18 protein-coding genes are annotated in these 16800 nt (G+C 31.9%); all 18 read left to right on the forward strand.

From position 1 onward, the window contains the following. Nucleotides 1-219 precede the first annotated feature (219 nt). Entirely contained in the window at nucleotides 220-1617 is a 1398-nt protein-coding gene (locus BUC09_RS12220; RefSeq protein ID WP_073311886.1) for an anthranilate synthase component I family protein, read from the forward strand. 21 nt (nucleotides 1618-1638) lie between these two features. Next, nucleotides 1639-2208, forward strand: a complete 570-nt coding sequence (locus BUC09_RS12225; protein ID WP_073311887.1) for an anthranilate synthase component II — start codon at nucleotides 1639-1641, stop codon at nucleotides 2206-2208. A gap of 148 nt (nucleotides 2209-2356) precedes the next feature. After that, entirely contained in the window at nucleotides 2357-3349 is a 993-nt protein-coding gene (trpD, locus tag BUC09_RS12230) for an anthranilate phosphoribosyltransferase (protein WP_073311888.1), read from the forward strand. 2 nt (nucleotides 3350-3351) lie between these two features. Further along, entirely contained in the window at nucleotides 3352-4137 is a 786-nt protein-coding gene (trpC, locus tag BUC09_RS12235) for an indole-3-glycerol phosphate synthase TrpC (RefSeq protein WP_073311889.1), read from the forward strand. 3 nt (nucleotides 4138-4140) lie between these two features. Next, nucleotides 4141-4746, forward strand: coding sequence for a phosphoribosylanthranilate isomerase (locus BUC09_RS12240; protein WP_073311890.1), 606 nt, complete (start codon nucleotides 4141-4143; stop codon nucleotides 4744-4746). Next, nucleotides 4730-5911, forward strand: coding sequence for a tryptophan synthase subunit beta (gene trpB / locus BUC09_RS12245; protein WP_073311891.1), 1182 nt, complete (start codon nucleotides 4730-4732; stop codon nucleotides 5909-5911). Before BUC09_RS12240 ends, trpB begins: the two co-directional genes overlap by 17 nt. 26 nt (nucleotides 5912-5937) lie before the next feature. Then, nucleotides 5938-6699, forward strand: a complete 762-nt coding sequence (gene trpA / locus BUC09_RS12250; protein WP_073311892.1) for a tryptophan synthase subunit alpha — start codon at nucleotides 5938-5940, stop codon at nucleotides 6697-6699. Between the two features lie 181 nt (nucleotides 6700-6880). Next, entirely contained in the window at nucleotides 6881-7504 is a 624-nt protein-coding gene (locus BUC09_RS12255) for a TetR/AcrR family transcriptional regulator (RefSeq protein WP_073311893.1), read from the forward strand. Further along, nucleotides 7494-8804 carry a TolC family protein gene (locus BUC09_RS12260; protein WP_073311894.1) on the forward strand — a complete coding sequence of 437 codons (1311 nt, stop codon included), beginning with the start codon at nucleotides 7494-7496 and terminating at the stop codon, nucleotides 8802-8804. The genes BUC09_RS12255 and BUC09_RS12260 overlap by 11 nt, the downstream gene beginning before the upstream one ends. Before the next feature lie 12 nt (nucleotides 8805-8816). After that, nucleotides 8817-9899, forward strand: a complete 1083-nt coding sequence (locus BUC09_RS12265; protein WP_073311895.1) for an HlyD family secretion protein — start codon at nucleotides 8817-8819, stop codon at nucleotides 9897-9899. A gap of 1 nt (nucleotide 9900) precedes the next feature. Continuing rightward, complete coding sequence (locus BUC09_RS12270; protein ID WP_073311896.1) at nucleotides 9901-11481, forward strand: MDR family MFS transporter; 1581 nt, start codon at nucleotides 9901-9903, stop codon at nucleotides 11479-11481. Between the two features lie 136 nt (nucleotides 11482-11617). Further along, nucleotides 11618-12436 carry a 3-deoxy-8-phosphooctulonate synthase gene (gene kdsA, locus BUC09_RS12275; RefSeq protein WP_073311897.1) on the forward strand — a complete coding sequence of 273 codons (819 nt, stop codon included), beginning with the start codon at nucleotides 11618-11620 and terminating at the stop codon, nucleotides 12434-12436. Between the two features lie 16 nt (nucleotides 12437-12452). Beyond that, complete coding sequence (locus BUC09_RS12280; protein ID WP_073311898.1) at nucleotides 12453-13367, forward strand: hypothetical protein; 915 nt, start codon at nucleotides 12453-12455, stop codon at nucleotides 13365-13367. Nucleotides 13368-13500: 133 nt separating this feature from the next. After that, nucleotides 13501-14829, forward strand: a complete 1329-nt coding sequence (locus BUC09_RS12285) for a hypothetical protein (protein WP_073311899.1) — start codon at nucleotides 13501-13503, stop codon at nucleotides 14827-14829. 88 nt (nucleotides 14830-14917) lie between these two features. Continuing rightward, nucleotides 14918-15202: a hypothetical protein gene (locus BUC09_RS12290; RefSeq protein ID WP_073311900.1), complete on the forward strand. Its 285-nt coding sequence runs from the start codon at nucleotides 14918-14920 to the stop codon at nucleotides 15200-15202. Nucleotides 15203-15233: 31 nt separating this feature from the next. Then, nucleotides 15234-15842, forward strand: a complete 609-nt coding sequence (locus BUC09_RS12295) for a hypothetical protein (protein WP_073311901.1) — start codon at nucleotides 15234-15236, stop codon at nucleotides 15840-15842. Continuing rightward, on the forward strand, nucleotides 15839-16504 hold the full coding sequence (locus tag BUC09_RS12300) for a YiiX family permuted papain-like enzyme (protein WP_073311902.1): 666 nt from the start codon (nucleotides 15839-15841) through the stop codon (nucleotides 16502-16504). The genes BUC09_RS12295 and BUC09_RS12300 overlap by 4 nt, the downstream gene beginning before the upstream one ends. Further along, nucleotides 16501-16797, forward strand: a complete 297-nt coding sequence (locus tag BUC09_RS12305; RefSeq protein WP_073311903.1) for a winged helix-turn-helix domain-containing protein — start codon at nucleotides 16501-16503, stop codon at nucleotides 16795-16797. Before BUC09_RS12300 ends, BUC09_RS12305 begins: the two co-directional genes overlap by 4 nt. The last annotated feature ends 3 nt before the right edge of the window (nucleotides 16798-16800 follow it).

Raw genomic sequence — 16800 nt, forward strand, 5'->3', positions numbered from 1 at the left:
TTACATAAAAAACTTGCGTATTCAAAAATCATTTCTATAACTTTGTAACGTTGTAAAACAATAACAGAAATGAACAATATTTTAAACAATACTTGGTGGTGGAATTACTTACGTCGAAAATCGTGAGCGAATCCTCCTATCTGTATTTTTAAAATCAAAATAGATAAAAAGGCTTGTCAATCACGACAAGCCTTTTTTTATTCTCAAAACCGAAGCATCATGAAATATAAATTACATACATATCACAAACAAATTCTTGCCGATACGATTACTCCGGTGAGTATTTATTTAAAAATTCGAGATAAATTCCCGAATAGCCTTTTGCTGGAAAGTAATGACTATCACAGCAATGAGAACAGTTTTTCTTACATTTGCTGCAATCCATTTGCAAGCATTAAAGTAGAAAACGAAAGTATCTCTGTAACACTTCCTGATGGAAGTACAACCAAAAAACTAATCGAAAACCAAACCTCTGTTACAGAAAGCATTCAGGAATTTGCTTCGCGTTTTGAATCGGAAAAAAACGCTTTTAAATTTATCACCAATGGATTATTTGGTTTTACCAGTTATGATGCTGTTCGTTATTTTGAAAAAGTAAGTATTACAAAAAGAACTAACGATTTACAAATTCCCGATCTGTATTATGCCGTTTATCAGAACATAATTGCCATTAATCATTTCAAAAATGAGGCTTATATTTTCTGCCATAGTATTGACAAGCAGAATAACATTCCCGAAATTGAACAATTAATTCAATCTAAAAATTTTGCTTCTTATTCGTTTAGCAAAGAAGGAGAATCCTTTTCCAACTTAACAGATGATGACTTCAAAAACAATGTAGTTTTGGCCAAAAAACATTGTCAGCGTGGTGATGTATTCCAGTTGGTTTTATCAAGAAGATTTACTCAAGGTTTCAAAGGCGATGAATTCAATGTATACAGAGCTTTACGTAGTATTAATCCGTCACCCTATTTATTCTTTTTCGATTATGGTAATTTTAAAATTATGGGGTCTTCTCCCGAAGCTCAATTAGTCATCAATAATAAAAAAGCGGAGATTCACCCAATAGCAGGGACTTTCAAACGTACAGGAAATGATGAACAGGATGCCATTTTAGCTAAACAATTATCTGAAGATCCAAAAGAAAATAGTGAACATATCATGCTCGTAGACTTAGCCAGAAATGATTTAAGTCGCAACGGACACCAAGTAAAAGTTGAGAAATACAGAGAAGTGCAATTCTTTTCCCATGTAATTCATTTGGTTTCCAAAGTTTCTGGACAATTACATGATAATGCAACTACAATGCAGGTTGTTGCCAATACATTCCCAGCTGGGACACTTTCAGGAGCACCAAAACATAAAGCTTTACAATTAATTGAATCTATAGAAAATACTAACCGAAATTTCTATGGAGGCGCTATTGGTTTTATGGATTTTGAAGGTAACTTTAACCATGCCATTATGATTAGAACTTTTTTGAGTAAAAATCATGAATTGCATTATCAAGCTGGAGCCGGAATTGTTGTCGATTCGAGTGAAGAAAACGAAATGCAAGAAGTATATAACAAATTAGGCGCTTTAAATAAAGCCTTAGAATTAGCCGAAACTATTTAGTTAACAAACAAAATTTAAAAAATGAAAAAAATAGTAGTCATAGATAATTACGATAGCTTCACCTATAATTTAGTTCACTATCTGGAAGATTTGAATTGTGAAGTAACTGTATTCCGAAATGACGAATTCTATATAGACGAATTGAAATCTTTTGATAAAATTTTGTTATCACCAGGACCGGGAATTCCTGATGAAGCAGGTTTACTTAAAGAAGTCATTAAAACCTACGCTCCTACTAAAAGTATCCTTGGTGTTTGTCTTGGCCAACAAGCAATTGGAGAAGTTTTTGGCGGAAGCTTAATCAACCTTGAAAAAGTATATCATGGTGTGGCTACAAAAGTTAGCATCACTGTTCACGATGAAGTCCTTTTCAAAGGTTTAGAAAAAGAAATCGAAGTGGGACGCTATCATTCGTGGGTAGTTTCCAAAGAGAATTTTCCAGAAACACTTGAAATCACTTCGGTTGATGGTAACGGAGAAATCATGTCGTTACGACACAAAACGTTCGATGTAAGGGGTGTTCAATATCATCCCGAAAGCGTTCTTACTCCCAATGGAAAGCAAATTCTTGAAAATTGGGTTAATTCTTGAGTGCATAGCTCTTAGTCCTTAGTAACTAGTATTTAGTACTTAGTCATATTGACTAGCAATTAGTGAAACATAATTAAAATAATATTTATGGATAGTAAAATTACTAGCCCTGGCCTTTTACATCCTTACACTAAACACCAAAACAAAGATGAAAACATTATTAAACCGATTGATACAACATGAAACGCTGACTAAGGAAGAAGCGAAGCAGACATTGGTCAACATTTCCAACGGGCAATACAATCCGGCGCAGATAGCCAGTTTTTTAACTGTCTATATGATGCGAAGTATTACCATTGATGAACTTGCCGGATTTAGAGAAGCCTTACTAGAACTTTGCGTTGCAATCAATTTGTCGGATTACGATACGATTGATTTATGCGGAACAGGTGGTGACGGAAAGAACACATTCAATATTTCGACACTAGCTTCATTTGTAGCTACTGGAGCTGGAATTCAGGTGGCTAAACATGGTAATTATGGAGTTTCTTCAATTTCTGGATCAAGTAATGTCATGGAGACTTTAGGTATAAAATTCAGTAACGATAGTGATTTTCTTAGAAAAAGTATGGACGAAGCAGGAATATGTGTTTTACACGCACCACTCTTCCATCCTGCCATGAAAAATGTAGCCCCTATTCGTAAAGAGTTGGCTGTAAAAACCTTTTTCAACATGTTAGGCCCAATGGTCAATCCAAGTTTCCCAAAACATCAGTTGGTAGGTGTATTCAGTTTAGAATTAGCTAGAATGTATGCGTATTTGTACCAAAACACTGAAACCAACTTTACCATTTTACACAGTTTAGATGGTTATGATGAAATCTCATTAACAGGCAATACTAAAATCATTTCCAAAAACTATGATCAAATACTAAAACCTGAAGATTTTCAGCTTCAAAAATTAAACGAAACAGAAATTGAAGGCGGAGTAACTGTAGAAAAATCAGCAGAAATTTTTATTGATATACTATCAGGAAAAGGAACAGAAGCCCAGAATAATGTGGTTTGTGCTAATGCTGGAATGGCGATTGCAACAGTTAAAAATCTAAATCCTATCCAAGGATTTGAATTAGCTAAAGAAAGTCTTTTAAGCGGAAAAGCATTTCAAAAACTAAAAAAACTACAAGAATTAAGTCGATAATCATGAATATTTTAGATAAAATAATACTTGACAAGAAAAGAGAAGTTGAACTCAAAAAAGCATTGATTCCAGTTTCTCAATTGGAAAATTCTGCATTGTTTGGGTCAAGAACTCAATCCTTAAGCAAAAACTTGCGTAACAATCTTATAGGAATCATTGCCGAGCACAAACGTCGTTCTCCTTCAAAATCAATCATTAATAATTCTTTTTCAGTTGAAGAAGTTGTTGTTGGTTATCAAAATGCTGGTGCCTCAGGGATTTCGGTGTTGACAGATGGAAAATATTTTGGTGGTTCGTTAGATGATTTACTATTGACGAAAGCCTCAACAACCATTCCGCTTTTGAGAAAAGAATTCATTATTGATGAATATCAGATTTTGGAAGCCAAAGCATTTGGAGCAGATACTATTTTACTAATTGCAGCGGTGTTGGATAGAACTGAAATCAAACAACTTTCTGAATTTGCACAGTCGCTTGGTCTAGAGGTTTTACTTGAAGTTCATAACCGTAAAGAATTGGACAAATCAATCATGCCAAGTATTGATATGATTGGCGTAAACAATCGCAATCTTAAAACTTTTGAAGTAACAATAGAATACAGCAAAGAATTAGCCATTCATATTCCAGATGAATTTGTTAAAGTTTCAGAAAGTGGTATCGATTCAACTGAAGCCATTTTAGAATTACAACAATATGGCTACCAAGGATTTTTAATTGGTGAACACTTTATGAAAACAGAAAACCCTGGTAAAGCTGCTAAAGAATTAATTAATATTTTAATTTCTTAGGCCATGAAACTAAAGATCTGTGGTATGAAATATGAAGAAAACATCAAGGATGTTGCTCAATTGCATCCTGATTATATGGGGTTCATTTTCTATGAAAAATCACCTAGATATTTTGATGGTAATCTTCCTATTTTGTCTAAATCTACTCAAAAAGTAGGTGTTTTTGTAAATGCCTTTTTAGATGACATCCTCGATAAAATTAGAAGATATAATCTACAATTTGTTCAGCTACACGGAAACGAAACACCAAGTTTCTGCAAAGCTTTTAAAAAAACAGGTGCTAAAGTAATCAAAGTATTTTCTGTCAACGAAAATTTCAATTTTGATACCATAGAGCCTTACGAATCGGTTTGTGATTACTTTTTATTTGATACAAAAGGAAAATATCATGGAGGTAACGGAGTTTCTTTTGATTGGAATCTTTTGAAAAATTATCCTTCTAAAAAACCATTCTTCTTAAGTGGAGGAATTGGTGTAGAGGAGATAGAAAAAATTAAAAAAATGAATTTACCCATTCACGCTATCGATGTGAATAGCAAATTTGAAATAGAACCAGGACTAAAAAACACACAATTAATAAAAGAATTACAAAATGAAATATCAAGTTAATGAAAATGGATTTTATGGTGAATTTGGAGGAGCATTCATTCCAGAAATGCTTTATCCTAATGTAGAAGAATTACGCAAGCAATACCTTGATATTATTGCAACAGCTGAATTTCAAAAAGAGTTCCATCAATTACTAAAAGATTATGTAGGAAGACCAACTCCTCTTTATTTTGCAGAGAGACTTTCGGCTAAATACAACACTAAAATCTATTTAAAAAGAGAAGATTTATGTCATACAGGAGCTCATAAAATCAACAATACAATTGGTCAAATTTTACTAGCTAAACGACTAAGAAAAACACGAATCATTGCCGAAACTGGAGCTGGTCAACACGGAGTGGCGACAGCAACTGTTTGTGCCTTAATGGGTTTAAAATGCATCGTTTATATGGGAGAAATAGACATTCAGCGTCAAGCTCCTAATGTAGCTCGAATGAAAATGCTTGGTGCAGAAGTTCGTCCAGCAACCTCAGGGTCCAAAACCTTAAAAGACGCTACAAATGAAGCCATAAGAGACTGGATTAATAACCCTATTGATACTTTTTATATTATTGGGTCTGTGGTTGGACCGCATCCTTATCCTGATATGGTTGCTAAATTTCAGAGTATTATTTCTGAAGAAATTAAAAAACAATTACATGAAAAAGAAGGCAAAGAAAATCCAGATTATGTAATAGCTTGTGTGGGCGGAGGAAGTAATGCCGCTGGAGCATTTTATCATTTTCTTGATGAAGAAAAGGTAAATTTAATTGCTGTGGAAGCAGCTGGAAAAGGAATCCATTCAGGAGAGAGTGCTGCAACTTCTGTTTTAGGCAAAATAGGCATCATTCACGGTAGTAAAACTTTATTAATGCAATCTGAAGACGGACAAATTACAGAGCCCTACTCTATTTCGGCTGGTTTAGATTATCCAGGTGTTGGACCATTACATGCGCATTTACATGACACTAAAAGAGCCGAATTTATAGCTATTACGGATGATGATGCCATGGCAGCAGGCTTAAATTTGTGCAAAACTGAAGGCATTATTCCTGCCATTGAAAGTTCACATGCCTTAGCAGTTTTAGACCAAAAGAAATTTAAAAAAGATGATATTGTTGTGATCAATTTATCAGGTCGTGGTGACAAGGATTTGAATACATACATCAACTATTTTGAGCTTTAATCAGTAATAAATTAGATTTAGAAAACATGAATAGAATAAACACAAAATTACAAGAAAACAAGAAGTTACTTTCTATCTATTTTACTGCTGGTTACCCAGAACTAAACAGCACTGTTTCCATTATACAAGAACTTGAAAAAAGTGGTGTCGATATGATTGAAATAGGCTTGCCTTTTAGTGATCCATTGGCCGATGGCCCAACAATTCAAGAAAGTTCAACTATAGCTTTGGAGAATGGAATGACTACAAAATTGCTTTTTGAACAACTTGAAAACATTCGAAAAACGGTTGAAATCCCTCTTATAATAATGGGGTATTTTAATCCAATTTTGCAGTTTGGTATAGAAGAATTTTGTAAAAAATGTGCTCAAGTTGGTATTGATGGATTGATTATACCTGACTTGCCTTTGGATGTTTTTGAACAAGATTATAAAACTATTTTTGAGCAATACAACTTAAAAAACATATGCTTAATTACACCTCAAACTTCAGACGAACGAATCCATAAAATAGACCAAATTTCAGATAGTTTCATTTATATGGTGAGTAGTTCGAGTACAACTGGTAGTCAAAATTCTTTTGGTGATGTTCAAAAAAATTACTTCAAAAAAATATCCGATTTGAAACTGAAGAACCCACAAATCGTAGGATTTGGAATTTCAAATTCAGAGACTTTTACTGAAGCTATCAAATATCAAAAAGGAGCAATTATTGGAAGCTCATTTATTAAATTTATAAAAGATCATCCTATTGAAAACATCTCAACTTTTATAAATAAATTAAGATAAAGATTACTTTTACACATTCTTAAAAATTAAACAAAACGAGCCTGTCTTACTTAATTGACGGGCTTTTTAGTAATTACCATTGATAAAAAATAGTTGTTAAAAAAAAGTTAAAATTAATTTAAACAAACGTTTAATTTAAACAAGTGTTTAATTTTGTACTCGAATTTAAGATTAAATTAAAATGACAGATTTTAACGAAAAGCAATTAGAAATTTTACAAGTAGCTGAAAAGCTATTTGCAGAAAAAGGCTATGACGGAACTTCTGTTCGTGATATTGCAAAAATTGCTAACATTAATATAGCAATGATTTCCTATTACTTTGGTTCAAAGGAAAAACTTCTTGAATCATTGATTGTATATCGTATTTCTGATATGCGATTACAAATGGAAAACTTATACCAACAAGATCTAAGTCCTCTTGAAAAAATTGATGGTCTAATTGAATTGTATATCAAACGAATCAATAAGAATAAAGGAATGTATCAAATCATTCATTTCGAAATTTCATCAGGAAAAAGGATAATTAATTGTGATTCATTCAACGAAATGAAAAAATACAATTTAGCTATTCTAAAAAACATGATTTCCGAAGGTCAAGAAAAAGGTTTATTTAGAACTGACATCAATATAGAATTAATCCCTACAACTATTATGGGGACTTATTTTCACTTCCAAATGAATAAACCCTTTTTTAAAGATATAATGAACCTGAATACCGAAGAAGAATTTGAAGCGTATATCAATTCAGAGCTTACTCGTCATATAAAACAAACAATAAAAGCCCTCTTAACCTATGAAATATAACAAAATAACAATCATTATTACCCTTTTGGTAATGTTCTCTGGGTATTCCCAAGAGAAAAAAAAGTTATCCCTAAAAGAAGCAATTAGCTTGGCGATTACAAAAAGTGATCAAACAACACTATCAAATTTAAAAGCCCAAACTGCAAAACTAGAGATGGAAACGATTAAAAACAATCAATATCCAACTGTTAAGATTTCTGGGCAATACATGCGTCTTACAAATGCTGATGTGACTTCTGCATTTAGTACTGGATCTGGTGGAAAAGGAATTGAAGTGAATCAACTTTTATTTGGACAAGCCAATGCTTCTATGCCATTATTTAACGGTTTCAAGTTAAAAAACTCAATCGATGCTTCAGAAAATATGTATAAGGCCGAAGCTTCAAATAGTATTCATGCAAAAGAAGAGATAGGTCTTTATGTTGTAGAACTTTTTGCAAAACTGTATCAATCACAAGAAATGATAGAGTTATTCAAAGAAAATCTTAAAAGTGCACAACAGCGAACTAAAGATTTTTCGGCTATGGTTGATAACGGATTAATGGCTAGAAATGACTTATTGAAAGCCCAATTACAAGAGTCTAATATCCAATTATCAATGGATAATGCTCAAAAGAATTTCAATGTCATTAATTATCAATTAGTAACTCTTTTAAAATTACCTGAAAATACCATAGTAGATATCGACATCGAAGCTGTTAAAAACGACATGGTTTTAAACAGAAATGCATATGTAGAAGCAAAAAGAAGTGATTTTGAAGCTTTAAGTTTCCAACAAAAAGCTGCTGAAGCAAATGTAAAAGCATCTCAAAGTGGCTATTATCCTTCAATTGCTTTAATGGGTGGTTACATTGCTTTTGATTTAAAAAATGTATTGACAGTAACTAACGCTATGAATTTTGGTGTAGGAGTAAACTATGATTTATCAAATATTTTCAAAAATGGAAAAGAAGTAAAACTAGCAAAATCGAAAGCTGAACAAGCTAAGACTGCTGTTTCTATGATGAATGATAAAATCAAAGAAGAAGTTCAACAAGCTCAAGAAAATTACAATCTTTCTGAAAAACAAAATGCAGTATACAAACAAGCGGTAGAACAAGCAGCTGAAAATTACCGTATTGTGAAAGACAAATACGATAATAGTTTATCTACAACAAACGACTTATTAGAAGCCGACACACAACAGTTACAAACTAAAATAAACTTAGCCTTATCACAAGCTGATATTGCTCTTAAATATTATCAATTACAATTTGCTTCTGGAAAGCTAATTAACTCATTCAATTTGACACAAAAATAAAATAGTACTATCATGAAAAATAAAAAACCATCAAATAAAAAGTTTGTCATTATCCTAACATGTTTAGTAACACTAGGAACAATTTATGGCGTATTTAAATACATGCATGCCCAAGCTCATGAAGAAACAGATGATGCTCAGATTGAACAAAATATGAGTCCAATTATCCCAAGAATTGCTGGATATATATCTGATGTAAAAGTTAAAGACAACGATTTTGTAAAAAAAGGTGACACATTATTAGTTATCGATAACAGTGATTTTATTGTTAAAGTTGAAGAAGCAAAAGCTGCTTTAGTTGCTGCAGAAAATACATTAGAAGTATCTAGAGCAGATGTAGGAGCAGCAGCAGCAAATATTTCTATTACTGATGCTACGATTCAATCAAACTCTGGTAGTATTGATGCTGCTAAAATTAGATTAGAAAGAGCTACAAATGATTTTGAACGTTATTCAAATTTGTATAAAAATCATTCCATTACAAAACAACAATTCGAACAAGCATTAGCTGCAAAACAAGAAGCAGAAAAGCAAGTAGAAATATTACAACAACAACGTAATGCAAACATTCACCAACGTGAAGCGGTGGCGTCAAAAACAAATGTCGCTAGTAAACAAACTGGTGTTGCATCGGCTAACATAAAAAGAGCAAAAGCTGTTCTAGAAGCAGCTCAATTAAACTTAAGTTATACAGTAATAACTGCTGCGACAGATGGTCAAGTTTCTAGCGTAAAAGTACAACCTGGTCAAATGATTCAACCTGGCCAATCTTTATTCTACATTGTAAACAGTAAAGACACTTGGATTGTAGCTAATTTTAAAGAAACTCAGTTAGACAAAATGGTTGTAGGACAAAAAGTTGGAATCAAAGTTGATGCTTATCCTGGAACTAAATTTGAAGGTGAAGTAAGTTCTTTCTCTCCAGCAACAGGAGCTAAATTTTCAATATTGCCTCCAGACAACGCAACAGGGAACTTCGTAAAAACAATTCAAAGATTACCTGTAAAAATTAAATTAACAGCTAATAATGATGTTGAAAAAGTAAAATTATTACGTCCTGGAATGAACGTAGAAGTTGATGTACATGTAAAATAATATGGCTGCTACACAAACAGATGATTTAGTAGAATATGGCTTTAGAAGAGTCATAATAACAATAACCGCAGTACTTTGCGCTCTTTTGGAAGTTGTTGATACCACCATTGTAAACGTGGCATTAAACGACATGAAAGGAAGTCTTGGTGCTACCTTAACAGATGTTGCTTGGGTAATTACTGCTTATGCAATCGCTAATGTAATTGTTATTCCAATGACGAGCTGGTTATCACAACAATTTGGAAGAAGAAATTACTTTGCTGCGTCAATTATAATCTTTACCGTTTCTTCCTTTTTATGTGGTAATGCAAGCAATATATGGGAGTTGGTAATTTTTAGATTCATTCAGGGTATGGGTGGTGGAGCTCTTTTAGTTACGGCACAAACCATTATAACCGAAAGTTATCCAACTGAAAAAAGAGGTATGGCGCAAGCCATTTACGGAATGGGTGTTATTATTGGTCCAACATTAGGTCCGCCATTAGGAGGTTATTTAGTAGATAATTTTTCATGGCCTTACATTTTTTATATCAACATTCCTTTAGGAATCATTGCAACGTTCTTAACACTGTCTTTTGTAAAAAGCCCTAAATACGGAGAAAAGCTGAAAGCAAACCAAGTTGACTGGTGGGGAATTGTTTTCCTAACAGCTTTCATTGGGTCATTACAATTCGTTTTAGAACATGGTCAGCAAGATGACTGGTTTGAAAACACAACTATTGTAATCTTAAGCATAGTTTCATTTTTTGGATTGATATTATTTCTCTGGCGACAACTCACCTATAAATATCCAATTGTAAACCTTAGAGTACTAAAAGACCAAAACTTGCGAATAGGAACTATCATGTGTTTCATTCTTGGTTTTGGATTATACGGAACAACATTTGTTGTGCCAATTTATACTCAGGCCATTTTAGGTTGGACAGCTACCGACGCTGGTTTGTTATTGATTCCAAGTTCTATTATGACAGGAATTATGATGCCTATTATTGGTAAATTAATTCAAAAAGGAGTCCCACAAGCCTATTTAGTTTCTTTAGGATTCTTGATTTTCTTCGGATTTACTTTTTGGATGCACAATGTAATGACACCTGATACTGGTGCCGAACACATGTTTTGGCCTCTAATTTTAAGAGGAATTGGATTAGGATTACTATTTGTACCAATAACAACTTTGGCACTTTCAACCCTTAAAGGAAAAGAAATCGGTGAAGGAGCCGCATTTACTGGAATGATGCGTCAACTAGGAGGATCATTTGGTATTGCATTAATTACAACATTTATTTCAAGATTTGGTCAGCAACATCGAGTAGATTTAATTTCTCACTTAGATGCTACAAAATTTGAAGTACAGCAAAGAATCCAGCAGTTACAAATGTCATTTATGTCAAAAGGCTTTACTGCAAATGAAGCTCTTGACAAAGCACATAAAGCAATCGAAGGTTCAGTTATCAAACAAAGTACTGTACTTTCATATATGGATGTATTTCTTTATTTAGGTATTTTATTTCTGCTTTGCATACCATTTATGTTGATGGTAAAAAAAGGCTCAGGAAAAGTAGATATGTCAAATGTACACTAATACATGACATACTTATGTTGGTTGGAACTCCGGCTTTAGGGTCGGAGTTTTTTTACTTTTAATAACATTTTATTATGACTCAAAACCAATCAATTTCGAAAGAATAAGTATATATTTGCAAAAAATTTCAAACATCATGAACTTACACAACATCCCTAACATCAAGCATTTAGATAGCGGGAACTTTTTTATATTAGCTGGTCCTTGTGCTATTGAAGGAGAAGAAATGGCTATGCGTATTGCTGAAAAATTAGTAGGCATCACAGATAATCTTAAAATACCATATGTTTTCAAAGGATCATTCAAAAAAGCGAATCGTTCAAGAATTGATAGCTTTTCTGGAATTGGAGACGAAAAAGCATTAAAAATATTACAAAAAGTTGGGAAGGAATTTGGAATTCCAACCGTAACTGATATTCATACAAATGAAGATGCAGCAAAAGCCGCAGAATATGTAGATGTTTTACAAATCCCTGCTTTTCTTGTACGTCAAACAGATTTAGTAGTTGCAGCTGCTAATACTGGAAAAACAGTTAACCTTAAAAAAGGGCAATTCATGAGTCCTGAAAGCATGAAACATGCTGTTCAAAAAGTATTAGATTGTCAAAACGAGAACGTTATGGTTACTGATAGAGGAACAATGTTTGGTTACCAAGATATGATTGTAGATTTCCGTGGAATTCCTACAATGCAAAATCTTGCAACAACTGTTCTAGATGTAACTCACTCTTTACAACAACCTAACCAAATGGCAGGTGTAACTGGTGGTCGTCCAGACATGATTGAAACTATTGCAAAAGCTGGTATCGCTGTAGGTGTTGATGGTATATTTATCGAAACACATTTTGATCCAGCAAATGCAAAAAGTGATGGTGCAAATATGCTTCATTTAGATTATTTTGAAGATTTAATGAAGAAACTTGTTGCTATACGTCAAACTGTAAATCAATTTTAATCTTTTTTAAGCAAAAATGAAACAACCATTTTTAATGGCTGTACTAACTTTTTGTGTTTTTTCACAGTACACCTTTTCGCAAGAAACAGTAGAAAATCCTGAAAAATACACAGCACACAACAAAGGAAAATTTTTTATTTCATGGGGTGGAAACAGAGATAGTTATAGTAGATCTGATGTAAACTTTAGAGGAAAAGATTACAACTTTACCGTTCATGATATGGTTGCTCATGATAAACCAAAAGGATGGCATATTGATTATATAAATCCTGTAAACATGACAATTCCTCAGACTAATTTTAGATTTGGATATTTCTTTAGTGATCACTACAGCGTTTCAATTGGGTGGGATCATATGAAGTATGTAATGAGTCAGTATCAAATTGCTAATGTTTCTGGTTATATTAATTTACCTTCAGATGCGCCTGGAAATATATATAATGGAAATTATAATAATACACCTGTAGATATGTCTCAAGGTGGTGCTCAAGAAGGAGGTTATGAAAATGGGGTTACACCAGTTGGTGGTCCTGCATTTTTAATGTATGAACATACAGATGGTTTAAACTATGTGAATACCGAGGTTTCTAGACATGATGATATTTCTAAATTGTTTGGTTTACCAAATACTGATAAAGTTCAAATTAATTTAACTGGAGGTTTAGGAGTAGGAATTTTATATCCTAAAACAAATGCTACACTTTTAGGAAAAGAGCGTCATGATGATTTTCATGTTTCCGGATATGGTTTCTCTGCAAAAGCCGGAATTAACTTTACTTTCTTTAAATATTTTTATGTACAAGGAGAGTTAAAAACTGGTTATATTGATATGAAAAACATCAGAACCACAGTAAGTAATGAAGATAAAGCTTCACAACATTTTACATTCGTACAGAGAATTATTGCTGTAGGAGGAATATTCAAAATATAATAAAAAAAGCCCTGATTCTTCAGGGCTTTTTTATTTTCGATTAAAATTAAAAAAAATCGACAACGAACAAAAACCAAAGTTATTATTTGTAAGAAAATATTTATTTTTGCATGATTTATAATTAAATGCAATCATGAAATTTTTATTCTCCACAATTTTAAGCTTAGTTCTAACTTTTTCAACTTTAGCACAAAGCCAACAATCAAAAAAAACAAAAAAGATTACACCTTCAGAAGAAGTTGCTCAACCAGCAAAATCAGCTGATTTCAATACTACAAGTGTAGATACCATACACATTTCAAAAGGAAAACCTACTTTACTTCTTATAAATGTATTAGGACAAAATACTGCTGGATATAAAGACATTCGAGAAGAAAAAGAACTTCAAAACAATTTTGATAAAAACAAAGTTCAAATCATAAATATATCCAGACATTCTTTCATTGTTTTTGAAAACAATCAAACATTAGATGTAAGTGATTTTAAAAACAATTATGAATCGAAAGCTTTTTGGAATGGAAAAATAAAGGAGCAAATTCAAACCGAATCTGGTCTTCAAAAATCAACAGAATTTTTTGCCAAACAACTAAAAGTAAAAAAAGAATCGTCTTACATTATAAATGCAAGAAAAAATAAAAAAGAATTTGAATCTATTCTGAAAAAGAACATCATTACTGACAATTCGAAAACAGTAATGAATACATTTCTTAAAATCTATTCAAATCCTATTGTAAATGAAGTTCGTGAATTAAAGTTTTTCGAACAAGATAATTCCAAGGTCAAAACAATCAATGTTTTCTTTTCAGAAAAAAAAGGAAAGAAAATTTTATTCAGATCTTATGAATTTAATGAGGCAGAGCAACCTTTATCCCTAAAGCTGTTTAAAGAAAATGGAAAATTAGAAGGGGAAATACTGTTTAATTATGAAAACGGAATACTAAAAGATATAACTGAAGGCATCGTAGTTAAAAAAGTAAGCTACAATAATGACAAAATGATTATCACTTCAAAAAAAGATGATGGTGAAGAAACAAAATTATATTGGATAGAAAATAATGAACTTCTTGAGAAAAAATTTACTTTAACTAATGATGACAATTTAGCATATCACAATACTGTTGTGGAAACTAAATTTGAAAACAATTGCAAATCGACCATTTACAACGACGAAATAATACGAAAAGAATGCTACTCAAAAAAAGAAGATAACCCTTTTATTTATGAGTTTATCTCCTACCAAAAAGAAGAAGTTTTACAACATTACAAGATAAAAGTCATCAAAAAGAATGACAAGTTATATGAAAGATTCACTTCAGAATCAAATGATGCAAAAGACTACAAAGACAACTTTAAATTATCTGGTAGTTATCAACTAAATGATAAAAAACAGTTAAGTACATTCAAATTCATTAAAGACAAAACTGAAAAAACTATCAAAATAGAATACAACTACTTTCAATAATTCTTTCTTAAAAAAATTAAAATTTATTTGTTCTGCATTAAATTTTTAATTTACTTTGTAATTCAAAGTTCTTTCTAAAAATAAAATTATGCTAAACAAAAATCAACTTTATGTAATAGGAGCAACATTGCTGTTATTACTTATTCCGCTTATTGGAATGCAATTTACATCTGAAATTAATTGGAGTATTGGAGACTTTATCATTATGGGGACATTAATACTTAGTTTAGGTTTTGCAACCGAATTTATTTCTAGAAAAATTTCTAACAAAACATACAAATTAGCAATGATAGCAATATTTGTTATTGTATTTTTGCTGATATGGATTGAATTGGCTGTAGGTATTTTCAACAGTCCGTTTGCTGGCTCATAAGTTAAATCAGAAAACAAAAATCTGTTATTACATGGATTCTAACAATTATTTAAAAGACATAAAAGACATCAAAAACATGATGTCACAATCGTCACAATTTATTTCTTTGAGTGGATTATCTGGAGTTCTTGCAGGGATTTATGCCATTTTAGGAGCAATTTATGTAAATGGTCTACTATTAAACCATTATGAAACATATGTAACACTAGAAAGCGATACATTCAAAAAAATTGTGATTACGGCATTAGTTGTATTAACAGCTTCTTTGCTTACAGCTTATGTAATGACTGTTAGAAAAGCTAAAAAATTAGAAGAAAGCGTTTGGAACCCTTCATCAAGAAGACTTTTAATAAATTTTTTGATTCCGTTAGTAACAGGAGGGATTTTTGCGCTACTCCTACTTCGTCATGGACATTACGGCTTGGTGGCACCTATAACATTATTGTTCTATGGATTGGCTTGTTTAAATGCTAGTAAATATACTTTGCGTGATGTACGATATTTAGGCATTACTGAGATCATTTTAGGATTATTAGCCGTTGAATTTTCAGGATTTGGTTTGTATTTTTGGGCGATCGGATTTGGTTTGTGTCATATTATTTATGGTGGAATGATGCATTTTAAATATGATAGGAAATGAAAAAAGTAGTAATTGGAGTTTTAGTATTTTTAGCAATAATTTATGCCTATGGATATTACTGTGCAAGAGAAGTTGATAAAGCTTTCTCTACAATAAATAAAAATATTTCTAAGGACTTAAAAGATGGAGATATAATTTTTCAAACATCGGAATCTGCGCAATGTGAAGCTGTCAGATTAGCAACGAATTCTAAATTTTCACATTGTGGGATTATTTTCAAAATGGATGGAAAAAGTCATGTTCTTGAAGCTGTTCAACCAGTAAAGATAACTCCATTAACAGATTGGATTTCGCATGGAAAGAATTTCGAATATTTAATTAAAAGATTAAAAAAACCTAATTCTTTAGACACTACTAAAGTTAAAAACATGAAAGATTATGGCTTTCAAATGCTTAATGCTGATTATGATTTGTATTTTGAATGGTCTGATGAAAAAATATATTGTTCAGAATTAGTTTGGAAAGTATATAAAAATGGAGCTGGAATAGAAATCTGTCCATTTAAAAAACTAAAAGATTTTAATTTATCAGACCCAAAAGTAATTAAAATCATGAAAGAAAGATATGGTAATAACATACCTTTAGAAGAGAATGTTGTTGCACCATCACAATTAGCAGATTCTAATATTTTAGAAACTGTCGTTGACACATATAAAAATTGAAAAACATAATTCAAAATATCAACAAAGCCTTTGATCACCGAATTCGTTTAGGTATCATGTCTGTACTTATGGTTAATGAAAGTGCCGACTTTACCACATTAAAAGAATTACTTGGTGTTACTGATGGAAATTTAGCCAGCCATGCAAAAGCATTGGAAGGTGAAAAGTATATTGTTGTAGAAAAACAGTTCATTGGTAAAAAACCAAACACAAGTTACAAAGCCACAAAAGAAGGTCGTAAAGCATTTCAGGAGCATATCGATGCCCTTGAAAAATTAATATCTAAAACCTAATCT

Origin of the sequence: Flavobacterium terrae (assembly GCF_900142035.1) — a bacterium.
Lineage (GTDB): Bacteria > Bacteroidota > Bacteroidia > Flavobacteriales > Flavobacteriaceae > Flavobacterium > Flavobacterium terrae.